This is a genomic window from Mycolicibacterium aurum (genome assembly GCF_900637195.1).
GTDB classification, from domain to species: Bacteria; Actinomycetota; Actinomycetes; order Mycobacteriales; family Mycobacteriaceae; genus Mycobacterium; species Mycobacterium aurum.
Window position 1 is genome coordinate 884,814 of the sequence record NZ_LR134356.1, and the last position, 16,741, is coordinate 901,554.

The following is a 16,741-nucleotide window of genomic DNA, read 5'->3' on the forward strand; positions in this document are numbered from 1 at the left end:
GCTCCTGTGCTAGTGGGGAAGGAGTGCGGTGGAGTCCAGCGGCATCATCGGCGCCAGGCAGCGGTATCCCAAAACCAGTGCGTTGGGCTCTTTTCCGAGCATCTCGACGATGTCGGCCTCGCCCTCGATGTGGGCCATCGCGGCGGCGGCGAACACCTCGTCCTCGTGCTCGATGTCGATGTTGCCCGCGTAGCCGACCTCGGTGAGGGCGGTGATGACGCGTCGCCAGTCGATGACGCCCCAGCCGGGGGCGCGGAACCGCCACCAGCCGTTGCCGAATCCCTGCAGCGGGCCGAAGGCCTGGCCGTAGAAGCCGAGCCGGCCGCGCTTGCGCTCGTCGATGTCGATGTCCTTGGCGTGGAAGTGCACGATCCGGTCACCGAAGTCGTAGATGGCCTGGATGTGGTCGATGCCGAGGAACACCAGGTGCGACGGGTCGATTTCCAGACCGAGGGCGGGGGAGGGGACGGCCTCGAACATGGCCTGCCAGATCTCGGGGCTGAAGGCCAGGTTCTCGCCGGTGCGCTCCTTGTGGTTGAGCATCGGGCAGTTCTCGATGGCGATTTTGATGCCGAGATCCTCGGCCTCCACGCAGAAGTCGGAGAACAGGTCGGCCCACGGGTCCATGCACTGCTCGACGGTCAACCCGGGGGTCATGCCGGCGAACGTGCACACCGCGGGGACCTCCATGCGGGCGGCCAGCTGCATGACCTTGCGGAAGTAGCGCTTGTATTCGGCGGCTTCGTCTTTGTCGGCGGCCAGGTAGTTGGGGTAGTAGCCCAGCGCGGAGATCTGGATGTCGCGGTCGTCGAGGTCAACGCGGATCTCTTTGATGCGCTCGTCGGTGATCTCGTCGGCGTTGAGCGCCGACTGCGGCCAGGCGGACAGCTCCATCGAGGTGAAGCCCGTGGTCTGGGCGAACTGCGCGATGTCGGCGCTGTAGTCGGTGTAGAAACCGAGCCTCATTGTCTTCCCTCACAGAGTTTGGGTCTTGCTGGTGATCTTGAACCTATGAGACCCTTCTGTCCGTGTCTAGAACAACTTGCGTCTTTCCGTGACGGAACTGGTGCGGCTGACGCCGCTGCAACGGCGGGTGGTCGGCGCGCTGCTGACGCGGGGGCCGCTGGCGCGGGCGGAGCTGACGGAGCTGCTGGACGTCTCGCGTTCGCGCTTGTCGCCGGAGGTCGGCACGCTGATCGGGAAACGTGTTGTCAGAGAGGTCGACTCGATGGTGTCGACGGGCGGCCGGCGGGCGACGCGACTGGTCCTGGCGGATGCGGCCTTCGGTCTGGTGGCGGGCGTCGACATCGATGCGGGCGGGGTGTCGCTGGTGCTGATGCAGCTGGACGGGACGGTGGTGGCGCGGTCTGTGGTGGAGTGCGGGGCGCCGGCTGATCCGGGCCCGGCGCTGCGGGCGATCGATGTGGCGTTGAAGTCGGCGGTGGCGGAGGCCGGGTCGGAGCTGCGGCTGATCGGGGTGTCGATCGCGGCCGACATCGACAACCTGGGGCAGGTGTCGGAGCCGCCGCCGACGATGCCGCGGTGGGCGGGGGTGTCGATCGGGGAGCACTTCGCGAAGCGGTTCGGCGTGCCGGCATTTGTGGAGAACGACGTGAACGTGCTGGCTGTCGCGGAGCGGGCGCGGGGTGGGCCAGCGTCGGGGCTGCGGAACTACGCAGTGGTGAAGATTTCGAGCGGTGTGGGCAGCGGGCTGGTGGTCAACAGCGGGCTGGCGCGCGGCAGCGACGGGTACGCCGGCGACCTCGGGCACGTGTGCATCGACCCGGCCAGCGATGTGGTGTGTGCGTGCGGGAACACCGGATGCCTGGAGGCGTTGGTGTCGGCGCCGGCGTTGGTGCGGGAGGCGGAAGCCTTGGCGGCGTCGGGGGCCTCGCCCGCTTTGGCGGAACTTGCTGCGGCGGGGCCGCTTTCGCTGGCGGCGCTGGGGCAGGCCGCGCAGATGGAGGATCCGGCGGCGACGGCGTTATTGCGGGCGGCCGGGCGGCATGTGGGGTATGCGATCGCGGGGCTGGTGACGATCTTCAACCCGGCGGCGGTGTTCTTGTCGACGGGGATCCGGGGTGCGGAGGACGTTGTGCTCAGCGCGGTGCGGCAGCGGGTGTACGAGCACGCGCGGCCGGCGGCGACGCGGGGGCTGGTGATCGGGACGTGCCAGTTGGGGCGGGACGACGGGGCGGTGGGGGCGGCGGAGTTTGCGTGCCATGCGATGGTGGGTTGACGGCGAGATTGCATCTAGTGTCGCCGTTTTGCTTATTTGGCCGCAGCCAGCGCAGTTTCGTCGATTGACTGGGCACTGAGGCGCGAGTGCCTGCCTCAACAACCGCCCGCGTGGGCCTTCGGCGCTACATACATCGGCACGAAGGGCGTTTTCGAGACTAGGCAGCCGTGTAGCGCCAGGGTCAAAGTTTCTGGCCAGGCGATAGACCGGCCGTTGAACATCGGCCCGTGGGCGGCACTCGAAGGGGGTTCCACCGCGCCCTTAGCAGTCAACTCGTGCGAAGACTCTTCTGAGGCGACTTGTGCGACGTCTCGACGTGGGCATTGTATCCGCACAACTCCCCTTCTCTGTGGCGTCCGAATCTAAAGATTTGAAACAGTCGATCTAGATCAGCGGCTTACGCCCGCCGCGCCGCGCGGGCCAAATTTGGGCCGAACCTGTCGCCTGGACTAGCTAAAGTCGCTCCATGCTTCGTCGCTTAGAACCTACCGGTTCGTATCGCTCGTTGAGCAGGGGATTCTGGCCGGCTGACCTGCCGTTGGGTAAGCGTTCGGTTATCTACGGTCACAACGGAAGCGGAAAATCCTCGTTCGCGTCGCTGCTCTTCGAGATCGCGTCTGATGGCAGTTCCAACGAGGTTCTGTGGGAAGACGAGGATGGACAGCAGCACACCGTGCGTGCAGGGACCGGCGGACCCTCGCCTGCTGTCGCGGTGTTCACGAAGGCGTGGGTACAACGCAACCTGTCGCAGTTCCTCGACGGAGCAACTGCTTCCCCCATCGTGACGCTCGGCGAAGAGGCGATCGAAGCGAAGGAGCGGGAGAAGGAGTTGTCACGGCAGATCGAAGACCATCGCGCTAAGGCCCAAGAGGCGGACAAGAAGCGGCAGGATCACACTTCGAGGGCGCGGAAGCTGGCCACCGCTGCTCAGACCGCCGTGGCCGATCAACTGCGTGAATTCGACTACCAGCGCTTCTCCAAGAATCGCTACTCAATGCCCGTCGTTGAGGGGAAGCTTCGCGACTACAACGGGGAGTTCCCCGATGAGAGCCAGCACGCTGAGGCTCTTAAGCGACTCGGGGAAGGCGCTGCCGACCGTGTGAGAGCAATTCCGGACCCACCGACAGGACGGGCGGTCGATCTTGAGTTCGTTGGTGCCTTGCTCGCTGAAACACCAACTCGCGTCGCCCTCGAAACGCTTGCCGGTGACCAAGGTCGGCAGGCATGGGTTGAACAGGGCATGCCGCTTCACGAGCATCTAGACGACTGCCTCTTCTGCGCGGGGCCGCTTACGAAGGAGCGTCGTGCGAAGCTAGCCAAGCACTTCGACCGAAGCTGGCTTCAGATCCGTGAGCGTGCGCTTTCGTTGCTCCAACAGGTCAAGGCAACAAAGGTGGCCTTCGAGGGCTGGCTCACTAACATGCCAGACCCGAAGGAGCTGTGTAGTGAGGTCCGCGACGGGTACGGCGTCCACGTGAAGGTGGTCGCGGCGGAGGTGGCGGCGCGGCTCGGGGCGTTGGAAGAGGTGGAAAAAGCACTCCAACTTAAGGCCGATGACCCAAGCGTCACGCCAGAGGCACCGGATGTGAACGTACTTGCTACCGATCTATTAGTTGCTCCTTTGCAGCAGGCTGTTTCTGAGCACAACGAGCAGGCTGATCAACACAACGTCGTTGTCGAAGCTCGCTACGAGACGGTCTTGAACCATATTCTTGGCTCTCGGAGTGAAGCCTTTCGCAACGCAGAATCGGCTGCGCGGGGTGCGCAAGCAGATGCGAAAGCCGCAAACGATGCTGCTGATCTTGCTTCAAGGACACTCGCAGCGATCCGTCAACAGCAATTTTCAAACAGCCAGATGGCCGAGACGCTTACCAAGGATTTAGCCCGCGTGTATGGCAAAGACCACCTGAGCGTTGGTGTCACGGACGACGGAAAATCGTACGCATGCCTCCGCGGGGGTGCCCCGGCCACCCACCTAAGCGACGGCGAGCGCACCACATTGTCGCTGCTCTATTTCCTGCGCAAACTGGAAGACGAGACCGTAAGTGGCGACAAAGCTGCACGGCTCGTCGTTATTGATGACCCGTCGAGTTCGCTTGACCGCGAAGCATTATTCGCAACGCATCAGTGGCTTGTCGACTCGCTTAGGGGGTTCGGCCAGTTCGTTGTTCTCACCCATGACTTCGGGCTTCTGGGACTCTTCCTTAAATCGCAGAAGAACGCATGGAGCGACTCGCGCAGGAAGATCCTCAAAGAGCAGAACACCGACGAGGCGCGGTTTCCCAAGGCCACCTTTCTTGAGATGTACGCTTCATTGGACCAAGGGATTCGCCGCACCAGGGTCGCACCACTACCTGCGATGCTGCTGCAACAGACCACCGAGTATGCCTACTTGTTTAGGCAGGTGATGGACGGCGTAGCTAACGGGCCTAGCCACGACCGCCTATTTCTTTTGCCGAATGCGGCCCGTCGCGTATTGGAAGTCTTTACCAGCTATAAGGCACCGCACCTCGGCAACTTCGATCAGCGCCTAGCATCATTAATGGACGTTGCTACCGAAAATCCGTATCGCGACGTATACGACTTCTGTAACCGATTCTCGCATGGGGAAGGGCATGAAAGCATCGACGTGCTCGATGGGCGCGTAGTACATGGTCAGATTCGCCGATGTATGGAGTTTTTCAAATTCGCAGACCCAGAGCATTTTGAGCGAATGTGTCAGGCCACAGGTGCAGATGCGGATGCCATTGCATGAGTTGGACCCCGAGTCGTGCGGTCGGCCCGGTTCGAGTCTCTTTTAGGGGACGAATATGAGCGGTTCTCGCTAGTCGTATGCGTACAGCGTGGCACCCCCGGGCACAACGCCGAATCCGTAAGTCTCAGTTGCCTCACGAAGCACCTTCGAGATGCGGAGGAAGCTCGGAATTCGTAGGTCGACATCACGGCCGCTGGTTGAAGAGGTCGTCTTGAAGCCGATAAGTTCTTGCTTCGATAGCCCGAGTGGCCTCGGGGTAGGTAAGCCTTGTTCAGTTAGGAGATTGTGTCGTCGGCGAGTAGCGAGCCAGACTTGGTTGGACAACCATCCATCGAGGGCGCGCAACTGTGCGTTATCATTCACTAGTGGATAGAACGCCATTACGCCTTCAAAGCGCATGAATGGAACCGTCCCATCTAGGTACCGTCGGATTTCCTTCTCGCTGAGTGGGCCATAGATGTATCTACGAATCTGCAATAGGCATGTGACGTAGTCTCGATCATTAACTGTTAGTTGACTCGGCGACTGCTGCTGGCGAAGTGGTTCACGAATGAGGTTATTGTATATGAATCCGCTTATCTTTTGTTTAATCCGGTCAACGGCGTTTTCTCCAATGCGCATATCGCGTAGTGTTAATGAATGCCCCAAATAGTTGATTGATGTGGCTTTGTTGAGTTCCGTCTTAGCTCCGGCATTCCGCACCAAGAGGCGGATACCTTCGCTCTTCTTGACGTTGATTGGGGAGCCTATCTGTTCGGCCGCCTCATGCAGAAGCTCGGCCGCACTACAGATTCGTCCGTAATCAGAACTCCATACCAGCGTATCGTCCGCATAGCGCACGAAGCCGACACCTAGTCGCTCAAGTTCGCGGTCCATCTCAGTCGCGGCAATATTCGCTAGGAAGAGGCTTATTGACGTTCCCTGAGCCAGTCCTACTGCACCGGAGTTTATTTCATCCCCGCCTGTGGATTCGATTTCTATTGGGCGAATACTTAAAAACGAACGAATGAGACTTTCCTCAAGGGGGGTCATTATTATATCCAAACGCCGCATGGCCTTGAAGAGGTAGTCATGATCTATTCTGTCAAAGAATTTGGTGAAGTCATATTCTGCAACGAAAAGTCGATGCTTGGTCTTGAGTTCGTACCTTGCGTAGGACAAAGCATCATGTGGAGATAGGCCCGATCGGTAGGCGTAGGATCGCGAACTCATCTTTGACAAGTTCTTGCGGGACAGTGAGCGGAGGAGCCGGTTCGAAATTACTTCGTCCGCTATCTCGAACGTCGTGATGGTCCGCTTACCGCCGCCAGCCTTATCTACCTGAAACCGTGCGGGCGCGTGAGGAACGTAGTAGCCGCCTTTAAGGCGAGCGGTCATGGCGTGCGCAATGGACGAGGCGCGGGCGCGTACCAAATAGGGGTTGAAGCCAGGTGTCTTTTGCCAGGTCGGGGGCCGCTGGACACTCAGCAATTCGGGCGTCTCAGCGCAGCGTCGCGAGCGGCGAGCGTTTTCGTCGATAACCCACTTGGCGTACTCTTCGTGCTCCTTAATCAGTCGGTTGGACGCCAGCTCAAGTTTCTCTTGCAGTTTCCACCACATCGTGTTCTCCTACAAAGAAATTAGGGGCCGGGCGGACCGCCCGACCCCTAATCGGCTTCGCGTCATACGAAATTATGCAAAATGATGCTTTCACTGCTCCGAACATGTCGAAGCTTCGAGTGAGTAGGCGGTGATCAACCCGTTCCCCTACTCGCTACCGACGCCAGGCCTAGCCCCTCTTGGGACCCGCATCGCATCATACGCATGGAGACAAGCCGCAGCTCGTATTTGCGCGGTAGAAAGCACTAACCGAAGTGGCTGGCCGTTCGAGGCATGGCAGCCCGACGCCGAGGGAGGCACCCCTCAGGGGGTCATAGCCCATAAGACTTGCCGCGTCGAGTCCGTTGTGGTGCGTCTGTCCGGCCATAAATATCGTCCGACATGCCAAGTGCCTGACTGCCCTAAGTTGGAGCGGAACTGGGGCATTATTGCCCCTACACGAAATCGGAAGGCGACTAAGAGGGGGGAATGTGGCAGTCGACCTCATTCCGGGTGTTGGAGCGGGCACTCTTCTCGAAACAGAGCTGCTTGCCGACGATCGAGCACAGCGCATCGGCGCAATTCAGCGTTTGGATTATCACGAAGCGGTGGTGCTGACTCATGACACGTGGAAGTTCAATGCAGGTGGGCTCCCACAGTTTGCATTCTTGCTCGCCACGGCCCGAGACATCAGCGCCGAGGGAGGCGACGATGACGAAGTGCTCCTTCTGCGGATCGAGGGAACTGCACCCTTGAGCCTTGAGGCCGACCTCTATGCGGTACGCGAGGAGGCTCTACGCGACGCACTATCGCGGGACGACAATCCGTCGCCGTCTGTGGTGCTCGACGTGGACATGGATCCCTTCACAAGGAACCGCGCGTCCTTCACGGGGTTGCGTTGCAGAATCCTCGGGACGTTCTACGAGGAGGATCTCGACGGGACCCGCCGACTCGAGTTCGGCGCTGATGTCGACAACTTCTATGCAACTTCGACTTATCGAGTGTTGAAACCGATAGGGGAGGGCCTATCAACGATCGCTAGCTACTTGAAGCCGTCGCCCCACCCAGTTCACCGCGTGAGAATCGGGGCCGTTCGATACTCAGCGACAAGGCGACGTGCGATGGCTGCGAACCAAGCGAGTGCTGCGGTATCAGTGAATATCCACGATTTCATTGGACATAAGACAGGACTGCTGGGCATGACCCGGACGGGAAAGTCCAACACGGCGAAGATCATTGTTGCCCGTACCTTTGCCGTCTCAGAGGAGCGCAAGGCGCTAGGTGGCCAACCGATCGGTCAACTCATATTCGATCCTCAAGGCGAGTATGCCAACGACAACACCCAAGACGGCTCCGCGATCGCCGCAATCGGTGATCGGCACGTGCGCATCTACCGATTCGGGGCTGGTCCTGGACAAGGTCACGTAAGGCCGCTCGGGATCAACTTCTTCGATCCCGCCCAGATCGAGGCCGTTCAAAGCATGATCGCGGACCAACTCCGCATAAGCGACAACGCTGGATATGTGCGAGATTTCGCGGGAACCTCATTCGCTGATGTCGAGCGTGATTGGGATCAGATCAAACGAGCCCAACGTGGACGACTGCTCTTGTATGCGTCTCTGTTGCGTGCGGACTTCGCCGCGCCGAATCACAATCCGGGCACCCAGTTCCCGTACTCAGTCCTGATTCAGATCAACGCCCGACTCCGTCAATCCTTGACGCCAGCGAATGGGCCTGCTCCATTCCAGGTCGTTAGGCAGGACAGAGGCCTCTGCTCAGTTACGGCCGATCAGATCCAGCCCATTGTCGACGCGATCCTCGCTCTACGTGACGGCGGTGACCAAGAAGCAATCCGCTTCTGCGACAACCCGATCTGGATCGCCACCGAGCCGATATACACGGCGAGCAGCGGAGGTCGGCAGGTCCGTGGATGGCGAAACCTCAACGACTTGCGGCCGTTCCACAACCCGAATACGGACGCTGATGTGTCCGACGAGATCTACCAGAACTTGCTCGACGGTCTAATTGTCATCGTCGACCTCCACATCGGAACTTCGACTGTCGTACAGGCACTGTCCGAGGCTATTACGCGTCGGATTCTCAAGCATCAGACGACGGCGTTTACCTCGGGCGCTGAACCCCCGGCCATCCAAGTAATGCTTGAAGAGGCGCATAACCTGTTCTCAAGCAAGAAGTATTCAGACGATGGCGATGTCTGGGTGAAGCTCGCGAAGGAAGCTGCGAAGCTGCGTATCGGAATGCTTTATGCGACACAGGAAGTGTCGGGGGTCGCACATCAGGTTAAGGCGAACACAGCTAACTGGGTTGTGGCACATCTCAACAACCGCACGGAGCTCAACGAACTAAGTAAGTTCTACGACTTCGGTTCATTCGCCGACGCGATCTTGTCATCCGAGGATCGAGGCTACGTCCGCATTAAGACGTTGTCATCACCGTTCATCGTTCCAACCCAGATCGAAAAATACGACTCGGCCCTCGTGAACGAGGCGCGCGCCGCTGCGGGCGATCCGCCGCTCGCTCTCGGACCGATCGAACCTTAATGCCTTACGAGACTTTGTCAGGTGGGCACGAGAAGGCCTCTCGGCTTGGTCACGCGACCGCGGCAGTGCGCGCCCTTGCGGACAAGTCTGACTTTTACGTACCCGCTGAGAAGCTTGGCGACACTTCATGGTTGAGAGAACGTATCCTCTCTAGGGAGGGCCTACCGCCGTCAGCGGCGACGTTGAAGTCTGCTCTCGCAATCGACGGTTCGAATGTGGCCGAGGCCGTCCGTGACGGTATGCCATCTGTTGTGTATGGATATGCGCAGGCGGCGGCAGCATTCGTCGATCTTGAGATCATGGAGCAGCAGCGGATGCAACGCTTCGTTGACCCCGTGGCGATAGCGGAAGCAGTCAACAGCGCGTTGATCTCTCTTGATCTTCCGATTGCCGGAGCATACGCGCGCGAAGGCATAGGCATCGTAACGTCGTGGCGTGAGCTGATCGCAAGACTGTTCGCTACCAAGAAGATTGAGGTCAATCGCCTCGACCAAAGCTTGCTTGATCTGCTGATGCTATTACACGGAGCGCCCGGCGCTCCGTCGGAAGTGGTACCCGTCAACTGTCCTAATGGAGTCTGTTCCGAAAAGGACATTGAGGTCCCGGCCGATGGGAGGCAGTGTCCATCTTGCGGTTTCGACCTGTATCCGACAGACACGCTCCGAATACACGAGGCGGTAGGTGAAGAAGGTCGAAATGAAGAGCCGCTAGGTCGACTTCGGTCTGTAGTCGAACTCTTGGTGCTGGTTGGCCTAACCACGCTGCTATGGGAGCAATCCCGTAATGATCTGCTTGCGTCAACGCTTTTCATCCTCGACGGGCCCTTGGCCATGTATGGCGAGCCAGCCAAGCTGCGCGGTCGCGCTGAAGATTACTTCCAAGCGATGGCGAACACAACGCCAGGCGAAGGGCCGTATATCTGCGGCATTGAAAAGTCGGGAGCGATGGTCGATTACGCGCGCCAGCTCGCACATCACGATGTGCTTGTGTCCGGTGAGCTCCTGATTTGCGATAGCGCTGTCATTGGGCGAATCGCCAACACAGCTGACCCAGGCAACTACGGAAAGGAAACGTATTGGGGTCGGAAGTTTATCTATCGAGCGCAGGACGGCCGCGTAGTCGTTCCAACGGTAATGCCGGCTAACGGACCGGCTTACGCCGCGGGTGGCGGTCAACCAGGTCCGAGCGGTTATCCCACCCTAACGGCGATCCTAGATGTCATCGATCGAACGGGCTCCTCTATGTATCGCGACGGAATAATCCCAGTGGCGGCGGCGCATGGTAAGGCAGCATTTCCGATCGGTGTCGGGACAGACGTGTTGCGTCTGGTCGCCAAACGCAAACTGGGGTTGGATCATTCGGCGGGTGGTGGACCATCTCGGTGATAAGAGCATCGACGCCCCTTGCAAACGAAGAGCTAAACGCCAAGGCGGCATCCTCCCCCACAAGCTCAGCTACACGGCACGTCGGTCGGCTCGCGCGAGGTATTCGTAGCCAGCCGAAGCCGGTCGATCATCCCCTTGCGTGTGGGCGTTATCAGACGCCGCTACGGTATCCGGGTGCAAAAAGCGGGCTCGCCCCGCTAATCACGCACTTGATTCAGGCAGCCTCCAAACACCCATCCGTGGGAGAGATAGACCTCCTGGTTGAGCCGTTCGCGGGTGGCGCGTCGACATCTCTGCGCCTCGTTGGATCGGGAGTGGTCAAACGTGCCTTGCTCGCAGACGCGGATCCCTTAGTCGCAGCCTTCTGGCAGGTCGCTGCAGCACAACCAGATGCGCTGATCGCTCGCATGAGGGAGGAGCATTCGAACTTCGTCATCCCGGGCCCGTCTACTGCCGTAGCGCGCTGGGACTACTGGCGCTCATGGAAACCGCGCCCAGGCATGTCCGCTTCGGCGGCTAGGTTCGAGACCGCAGTTAAGTGCCTCTATCTGAATCGCACTACTTTCTCGGGGATACTCCACGGGCGTGCGGGCCCCATAGGAGGACGCGCCCAAGCATCTGACTACGGAATCGGGTGTCGCTTCAACCCCGATGCGCTTGCGGAGCGGATCGATTATGTCGGTCATCTTTACGCCACTGGCCGTCTTATCGACGTCTGGTGCATGGGCTGGCGTGAGACTCTCGAGAACACGGCGTCTGTGTACAAGACACTGGTCCCTAATCACGTCGTGGCGTATCTAGATCCGCCGTACCTAAACAAGTCGGCAACCCTTTACAACACGTCGTTCGCGCAACGTGGTTCCCGGAAGCGATCTGTCGCAGCCCCCGCGGGATGGCTTGATCAGCTCGACCATGAATTGCTGGCTTCGTACCTGACGCGCAAGATGCGGTATCGGTGGCTGCTGTCGTATGACTACGACCAGGCGTTGTTGGATTCTTGCTTACTCTACGGACGTGATCGAATGACCCCTCACGGGAGTGACCGGCTCGACGCGGTGAAGCAGTGGCGGATTTCGAAGCGACTCGTTCGCCTTCGATACAGTGCGGCGGCGCGAGCCGGGCGAGGTGACGCGGATGAGCTGCTCCTCACGACGTTGCCACCCAGCACGGTGCCTCAAGATAAGACTTTCCGGTCGCTCGGACCATGAATGAGGCATAAACGTGAGATGAGGGGGAGCCGGGAACCGGTCCGCACGCAATCCGCACGGTACCCGGGTGTGACAGTAAGAGTCCGCAACTATCCATTGCCGTAATTCCCTGTCTAGCAGGGAGTTAGCTCGATGTACACATAACATCCATGGAAGTTCACAAATTGCCGTCACCAGCGGAAATGTCGACGGAGCGATCTTAAAACCCGCAAAGGTGATGTCCTTCTGGACGGCCACGGGGCGCCGTCGGACCGTTTGAGGGGGACCCGATTGGTGGTCCAGTCGCTATGCGACTTTCGGTTGGTGGGTCGTGGCCCACTGGAGGGCAAACTCGGCTGGGGTGAGTTCGTCGTGGGCGGTGTGGGCCGGTTGGCGTTGTAGTCGCGGCGCCAGTCCTCGATGATCACCCTGGCTTCCAGTAGGGAGTCGAAGCGCCATGAGTTGAGCAGTTCATCGCGCAGTCGGCCGTTGAACGACTCGATGAAGGCGTTCTGCCACGGTGAGCCGGGATCGATAAAAAGTGAACCGGCACTGTCGAATCGACACCAATCGGACACAGCGTGCGCGACGAACTCCGGCCCGTTGTCGAAGCGCACGTAGTGCGGCGCGCCGTGGACGAGCGCGAGGCGATTCAGCACGGCGACCACACCGTCGGCATCGATGCTGCGGTCGACCTCGATCGCCAGGGCCTCCCGGGTGAACTCATCAATGATGTTGAGCATCTTGACGGTGCGGCCGTCGGCGGTGGTGTCGAACTGGAAGTCCATCGCCCAGATCTTGTTCGGACGGATCGGCGCCATCGCCCCTGCGGCGGCCCCGATGCCGGTCAACCGCTTCTTGCGGCGCCGCTGGGGTACTCGCAGCCCCTCCTCGCGCCACAGTCGGCGGATGCGCTTGTTGTTGACCTGCCAGCCCGCGCGGCGGGCCATCTTGGCAGCGCGACGCCACCCCACCGCGGCCGGTCGGTGGACAACCGGCGCAGCCAGGAACGTAGTTCGGCTTCCTCGGTGGTCATCGGCGGCGGGGTTAGGCGCATCGTGGATCGGTGGATGCCCACCACGGTGCAGGCCCGGCGTTCAGACACCCCGAACCGCTAACGCAGCATGGTCGCTGCGCGGCGTTTGCGGTTCGGGGTCAGAAGTTTCCCGACCCGATCTCCTTGAGCATGTCGATGTCGAGGGCCTGATTGGCGACCAACTTCTTGAGGCGGGCGTTCTCGGCCTCGAGCTCCTTGAGTCGCTTGGCGTCGTTGGCCTTCATACCGCCGTACTGCGCCAGCCAGCGATGCCACGTCGATTCCGCAATTTCCAGATGCCGACCCACCTCGGCCAGCTCCTGGCCCGAAGCGAGCAGCTTGTTGCCCTCGGCGAGCTTGCGGATGATCTGATCCGGGGTGTGCCGCCGGCGCTTGTTCGATGCCATGTCGTTGGTGATTCTTCCTGCCCGAAGCGTCCGGGCAACAGAGTCCCACAACGACTGGACCACCACAGGGGGCTCACCTGACGTTCCGTGAGCCGGTCGAAGGACGAAGACAACATTGAAGTAGAGGTTCAAGGCGCTTTGGAGACATAGGCTCCGACGACGCAGAGGGGAGGGTCTAAAGCCCTCTGACCTGCTCGGCGGCTGACGGGACTTGAACCCCGTGACTCCCAGATCAAAGCTGGTGGTCTGGACTCGTTGCCGTGAAAACACCGCGGCGGTAGTCAGGACAGTTCTGCGTATCGGTTCATGTTCCCCATGTCTCGCCGTTCTGCGGCTTAAGGCAGGCGCACCGAACCCGTAGTGCCGACCGGCGCGGCCTCCCAGGTCGATCTCCAGTGCAGGTCAAGCAATGTCGAGGCCCCCTAATCCGCCAATCCCACCGAATCTGAGTACTCGCTGTGAAGTCCGAGGCCGTAGGCTGCTGTCTTGACACCGACGGTGGCAGGACTGCGCCGATCTACCGCACCCCACCCGAGGACACCCCTGATGGCGATCGCCGATGTCTCCACGTACACGCATCTGAGCAGTCAAGACATCGACGCGATCGCGGACGAGCTCTACGCGATCCGCCGTGACGTCGAGGAGTCGCTCGGAGCGAAGGATGCGGCCTACATCCGCCGGACGATCGTCGTCCAGCGAGCACTCGACGTCGCAGCGCGTCTGATGATCGCTGGCAGCCGGTCGAGGAAAGGTTGGTGGCTGGGCACCGCGTCGCTGGCCTTCGCGAAATCCATCGAGAACATGGAGCTCGGCCACAACATCTCCCACGGACAGTGGGACTGGATGAACGACCCGGAGATCCACTCCAGCAATTGGGAGTGGGACATGGTCGGATCGTCAGCGCAGTGGCGGTACTCCCACAACTACCGACACCACATCTTCAGCAACGTGCTCGGCATGGACGAGGACATCGGCTACCGCCTCCTACGGGTGACACCCGACCAACCGTGGCGCCATCCCTACCTGTGGACGCCACTGCGAAACCTAGCGTTGGCAGCGACCTTCGAGTGGGGTATCGCTCTGCACGGCCTGCGCTCGGAGCGCGATCGGGTCGACACGCCAGCGGGCAGGGCTGCGGAGCAACGTCGATTTTTCGGCAAGGTCGCCCGCCAACTGAGCAAGGATTACGTGGTCCTCCCCGCCCTGAGTCTCCGACGGTGGCGTCGGACTCTCGCAGCCAACCTCACCGCGAACCTGCTCCGCAACCTGTGGGTGTACGTGAACATCATCTGCGGGCACATCCCCGACGGTGCCGAGACATTCGACCCGGCCGTGCTCGACGGCGAGACCAAAGGCGAGTGGTACCTGCGGCAGATGCTCGGGGCCGCGAACTTCAAAGCCGGCCCGCTGTTGGCATTCTCAGGTGGCCACCTGTGCTACCAGATCGAACACCACCTGTTTCCTGACCTACCGAGCAACCGCCTCGCCCAGGTCAGCATCCGCGTACGGGAACTGTGCGAGAAGTACGACCTGCCGTACAACACCGGATCGTTCGCGAGCCAGTACTTCCGGACGCAGCGGACCATTCACAAGCTGGCGGTTCCCGACGGCATTCTGACCGCCGCCGACACGCGCGGGTAGCACCGAAAGACCGCAAACTCAGCTGTCTGACGGCGGATCTGCGTACCGTCGCGGCTCTTGCTCCGGGGGAATGCTCTGCGAGTCCGTGGCTGAACCCTGTGGCTGCGCGAAAATCACCCGGCGCGAATCGGGTACGTCGGAGAGTCTCTGCGGAAGGCCGTCCAGCGGATGACCGAACCAATAAATCGTGTTCGCCTCGGTTAAGCCGGCGGGCGATGAGGACGGCTGGTTCTCTTCGAAGTCGATGAGGAAGTAATACAGGGCGGCTTCGTCCACGTCCGGCCATGGACCGGCGTCGATAACCGACACTCGGGTGTCGCGGGCGAGACCCCATGTCCGGTCTGACGGCGGAGCGGAGTAGATCACTCGGATCATCGGGCCCTCGGTCCAGGCGTGAGAGACCTGGTAGGGAGCGTGGCCCCTCGAATCGTCATTGGCGATGCGCAACAACAGCTTCCGCAATACTTCGGTCGCGAAGCGGTCGTTGTCACCGGCGGGTTCAGTTGATGGGCACATTGTTGTTCACCCATGGTGGTGTCAGTGTCCAGCCAGGTTGCAGCTCGACCACGCCGCTGCCTCCGGCGAGCGGATACATCGAGATGACTCCTTTCTGACCCCGTCGGGGACATCGGGCTGGCCTACGTTGACGTTGGTGACGATCCTCATCGTCGCGCTTTCGCCGGTGTCCTGGCAATCCGGTGGGCCAAGAAGGCTCTGGCTGCAATGCGTGCGGTTGATCGGCACCACGTAGACCAACGTCCCGTGGCTGCGATGCGGGTCGATTGTCTGGGTGCACGTCCGGGCCGCCGGGGCGTTGGGTGACGCCCACAGTCCAATTTGCGAAGAACCAGGTAACTGTCCGCAAGTGCCTAGGCTATTGAGCTACCGTTTGCCGCTGTGGACAAACTGGGACTTCTTGTAATTGGGCTTGCGGCCGCAATCGTCTGCGCGCCTATAGCAGGCGCCGACACCGGCGGTCCGTCGTTTCCCCAGTCCACAGGCGTATACGGAGCGCCAGTACCGCAGCAGCAAGGCTCAGATTGCGATCCAAATTACTCAGGCGCGTGCGTCCCGATCGCCAGTGATGTGGACTGTGCCAGCGGTAGCGGGAACGGCCCCGCCTACGTCCAAGGTCCCGTGACCGTGGTAGGCAATGACATCTACGATCTCGACCGAGATGGCAATGGGACTGGGTGCGAGTAGGTCAGGCTCCGAACTGTCGGATGACGTTGCGCGAATTGCACATTGACGCGCATCGATCACGAACGGCCGCGTGTCCTGTGACCGGTCCGCCGTAACGCCGGTGTCGGCACACTCCCGTGAATTGGTGCGTGGATCGGCGCGGCTACCGCAGCAGTGATCCGAGCAGTAACAGCGCGCCGAACAGCACCTCAAACACAACGACCGCTAGCACGGCGATGAGGGCGCCCTTGGCGAATCGGTAATGCCCATCGGCGGGGATTAGCGCGGCCACACCTGCGACCAGTGCGGGAAATAGCGGCGCGAACGGCCAATAAACGCCCATTGTCAGGAATACCGACGCGAGCCCGGTGAAGAAACCTGCCAGCAGCACTGTCGGTCGCTGGTCAGGCGCCACTCCAGACTGTTCCGCTTCCGCAGTCATTGCTAACCAACCACTTTCACGATCAACCCGGCTACCCCGAACACCGCAGCCGGAATAAGGCCGACGAGCGGCGTGAGAATGGCCCCAACTGCGTAGCACCGGATGCTGTCGGCTGTGGCCCGCCGGAACGCCACGATGCCGGCACCAAGGACGGCTGCCTGAATGATGCACACCGTCGCCCATGCGACGATAGCTCCCTCAGTAGCGATGAGCGCGTAGACGGCTAACGCCCACAGCGCTCCGCCGGCAATCGCGCCGACGACGGTCGCGCGCACCCAGTCGATCGTTGGAGTCATGGCGCCAGGCTCTCGCATTCGTGGATTCTAAA

Annotated in this window: 11 protein-coding genes and 1 pseudogene; 6 read left to right on the plus strand and 6 right to left on the minus strand. The window is 60.7% G+C overall.

Translation table 11 applies throughout. The features are described from left to right. Nucleotides 1–9: 9 nt before the first annotated feature. Nucleotides 10–966, minus strand: a complete 957-nt coding sequence (locus EL337_RS04295) for a sugar phosphate isomerase/epimerase family protein (RefSeq protein WP_048634047.1) — start codon at nucleotides 964–966, stop codon at nucleotides 10–12. A gap of 88 nt (nucleotides 967–1,054) precedes the next feature. Between EL337_RS04295 and EL337_RS04300 the strand changes: the two genes are divergently transcribed. Together EL337_RS04300 and EL337_RS04305 are read left to right on the plus strand one after the other, a co-directional pair. Next, nucleotides 1,055–2,239, plus strand: a complete 1,185-nt coding sequence (locus tag EL337_RS04300) for an ROK family protein (protein ID WP_048634048.1) — start codon at nucleotides 1,055–1,057, stop codon at nucleotides 2,237–2,239. A gap of 466 nt (nucleotides 2,240–2,705) precedes the next feature. Then, nucleotides 2,706–4,994, plus strand: a complete 2,289-nt coding sequence (locus tag EL337_RS04305) for an AAA family ATPase (protein WP_048634049.1) — start codon at nucleotides 2,706–2,708, stop codon at nucleotides 4,992–4,994. A 69-nt stretch (nucleotides 4,995–5,063) separates the two neighbouring features. On the opposite strand, the gene EL337_RS04310 is transcribed toward EL337_RS04305, so the two are convergent. Next, a complete protein-coding gene (locus EL337_RS04310; RefSeq protein ID WP_083443186.1) occupies nucleotides 5,064–6,593 on the minus strand; it encodes a reverse transcriptase domain-containing protein in 1,530 nt (509 codons plus the stop codon). Between the two features lie 470 nt (nucleotides 6,594–7,063). On the opposite strand from EL337_RS04310, the gene EL337_RS04315 reads away from it, so the two are divergent. The 3 genes from EL337_RS04315 (at nucleotide 7,064) to EL337_RS29260 (ending at nucleotide 11,726) form a co-directional block, all read left to right on the plus strand. Next, nucleotides 7,064–9,133, plus strand: coding sequence for a helicase HerA domain-containing protein (locus tag EL337_RS04315; RefSeq protein ID WP_126316491.1), 2,070 nt, complete (start codon nucleotides 7,064–7,066; stop codon nucleotides 9,131–9,133). A gap of 215 nt (nucleotides 9,134–9,348) precedes the next feature. Then, entirely contained in the window at nucleotides 9,349–10,518 is a 1,170-nt protein-coding gene (locus EL337_RS04320; protein ID WP_126316493.1) for a hypothetical protein, read from the plus strand. Next, the gene (locus tag EL337_RS29260; RefSeq protein ID WP_157866334.1) at nucleotides 10,515–11,726 is read left to right on the plus strand and encodes a DNA adenine methylase; all 1,212 of its coding nucleotides are present in this window, start codon (nucleotides 10,515–10,517) and stop codon (nucleotides 11,724–11,726) included. Before EL337_RS04320 ends, EL337_RS29260 begins: the two co-directional genes overlap by 4 nt. Before the next feature lie 285 nt (nucleotides 11,727–12,011). Here EL337_RS29260 and EL337_RS04330 read toward each other — a convergent pair. Beyond that, nucleotides 12,012–13,148 (minus strand): annotated as a pseudogene (locus EL337_RS04330) (IS3 family transposase). Nucleotides 13,149–13,694: 546 nt separating this feature from the next. Between EL337_RS04330 and EL337_RS04335 the strand changes: the two are divergent. Continuing rightward, nucleotides 13,695–14,789, plus strand: coding sequence for a fatty acid desaturase family protein (locus EL337_RS04335; RefSeq protein ID WP_048634051.1), 1,095 nt, complete (start codon nucleotides 13,695–13,697; stop codon nucleotides 14,787–14,789). 18 nt (nucleotides 14,790–14,807) lie between these two features. Here the strand turns inward: EL337_RS04335 and EL337_RS28985 are convergent, their stop codons facing one another. The 3 genes from EL337_RS28985 to EL337_RS04360 form a co-directional block, all read right to left on the minus strand. Beyond that, complete coding sequence (locus EL337_RS28985) at nucleotides 14,808–15,065, minus strand: hypothetical protein (protein WP_232786866.1); 258 nt, start codon at nucleotides 15,063–15,065, stop codon at nucleotides 14,808–14,810. 1,069 nt (nucleotides 15,066–16,134) lie between these two features. Next, nucleotides 16,135–16,413, minus strand: a complete 279-nt coding sequence (locus EL337_RS04355; protein ID WP_048634053.1) for a hypothetical protein — start codon at nucleotides 16,411–16,413, stop codon at nucleotides 16,135–16,137. Nucleotides 16,414–16,415: 2 nt separating this feature from the next. Beyond that, a complete protein-coding gene (locus EL337_RS04360) occupies nucleotides 16,416–16,709 on the minus strand; it encodes a hypothetical protein (protein ID WP_048634126.1) in 294 nt (97 codons plus the stop codon). Nucleotides 16,710–16,741 lie beyond the last annotated feature (32 nt).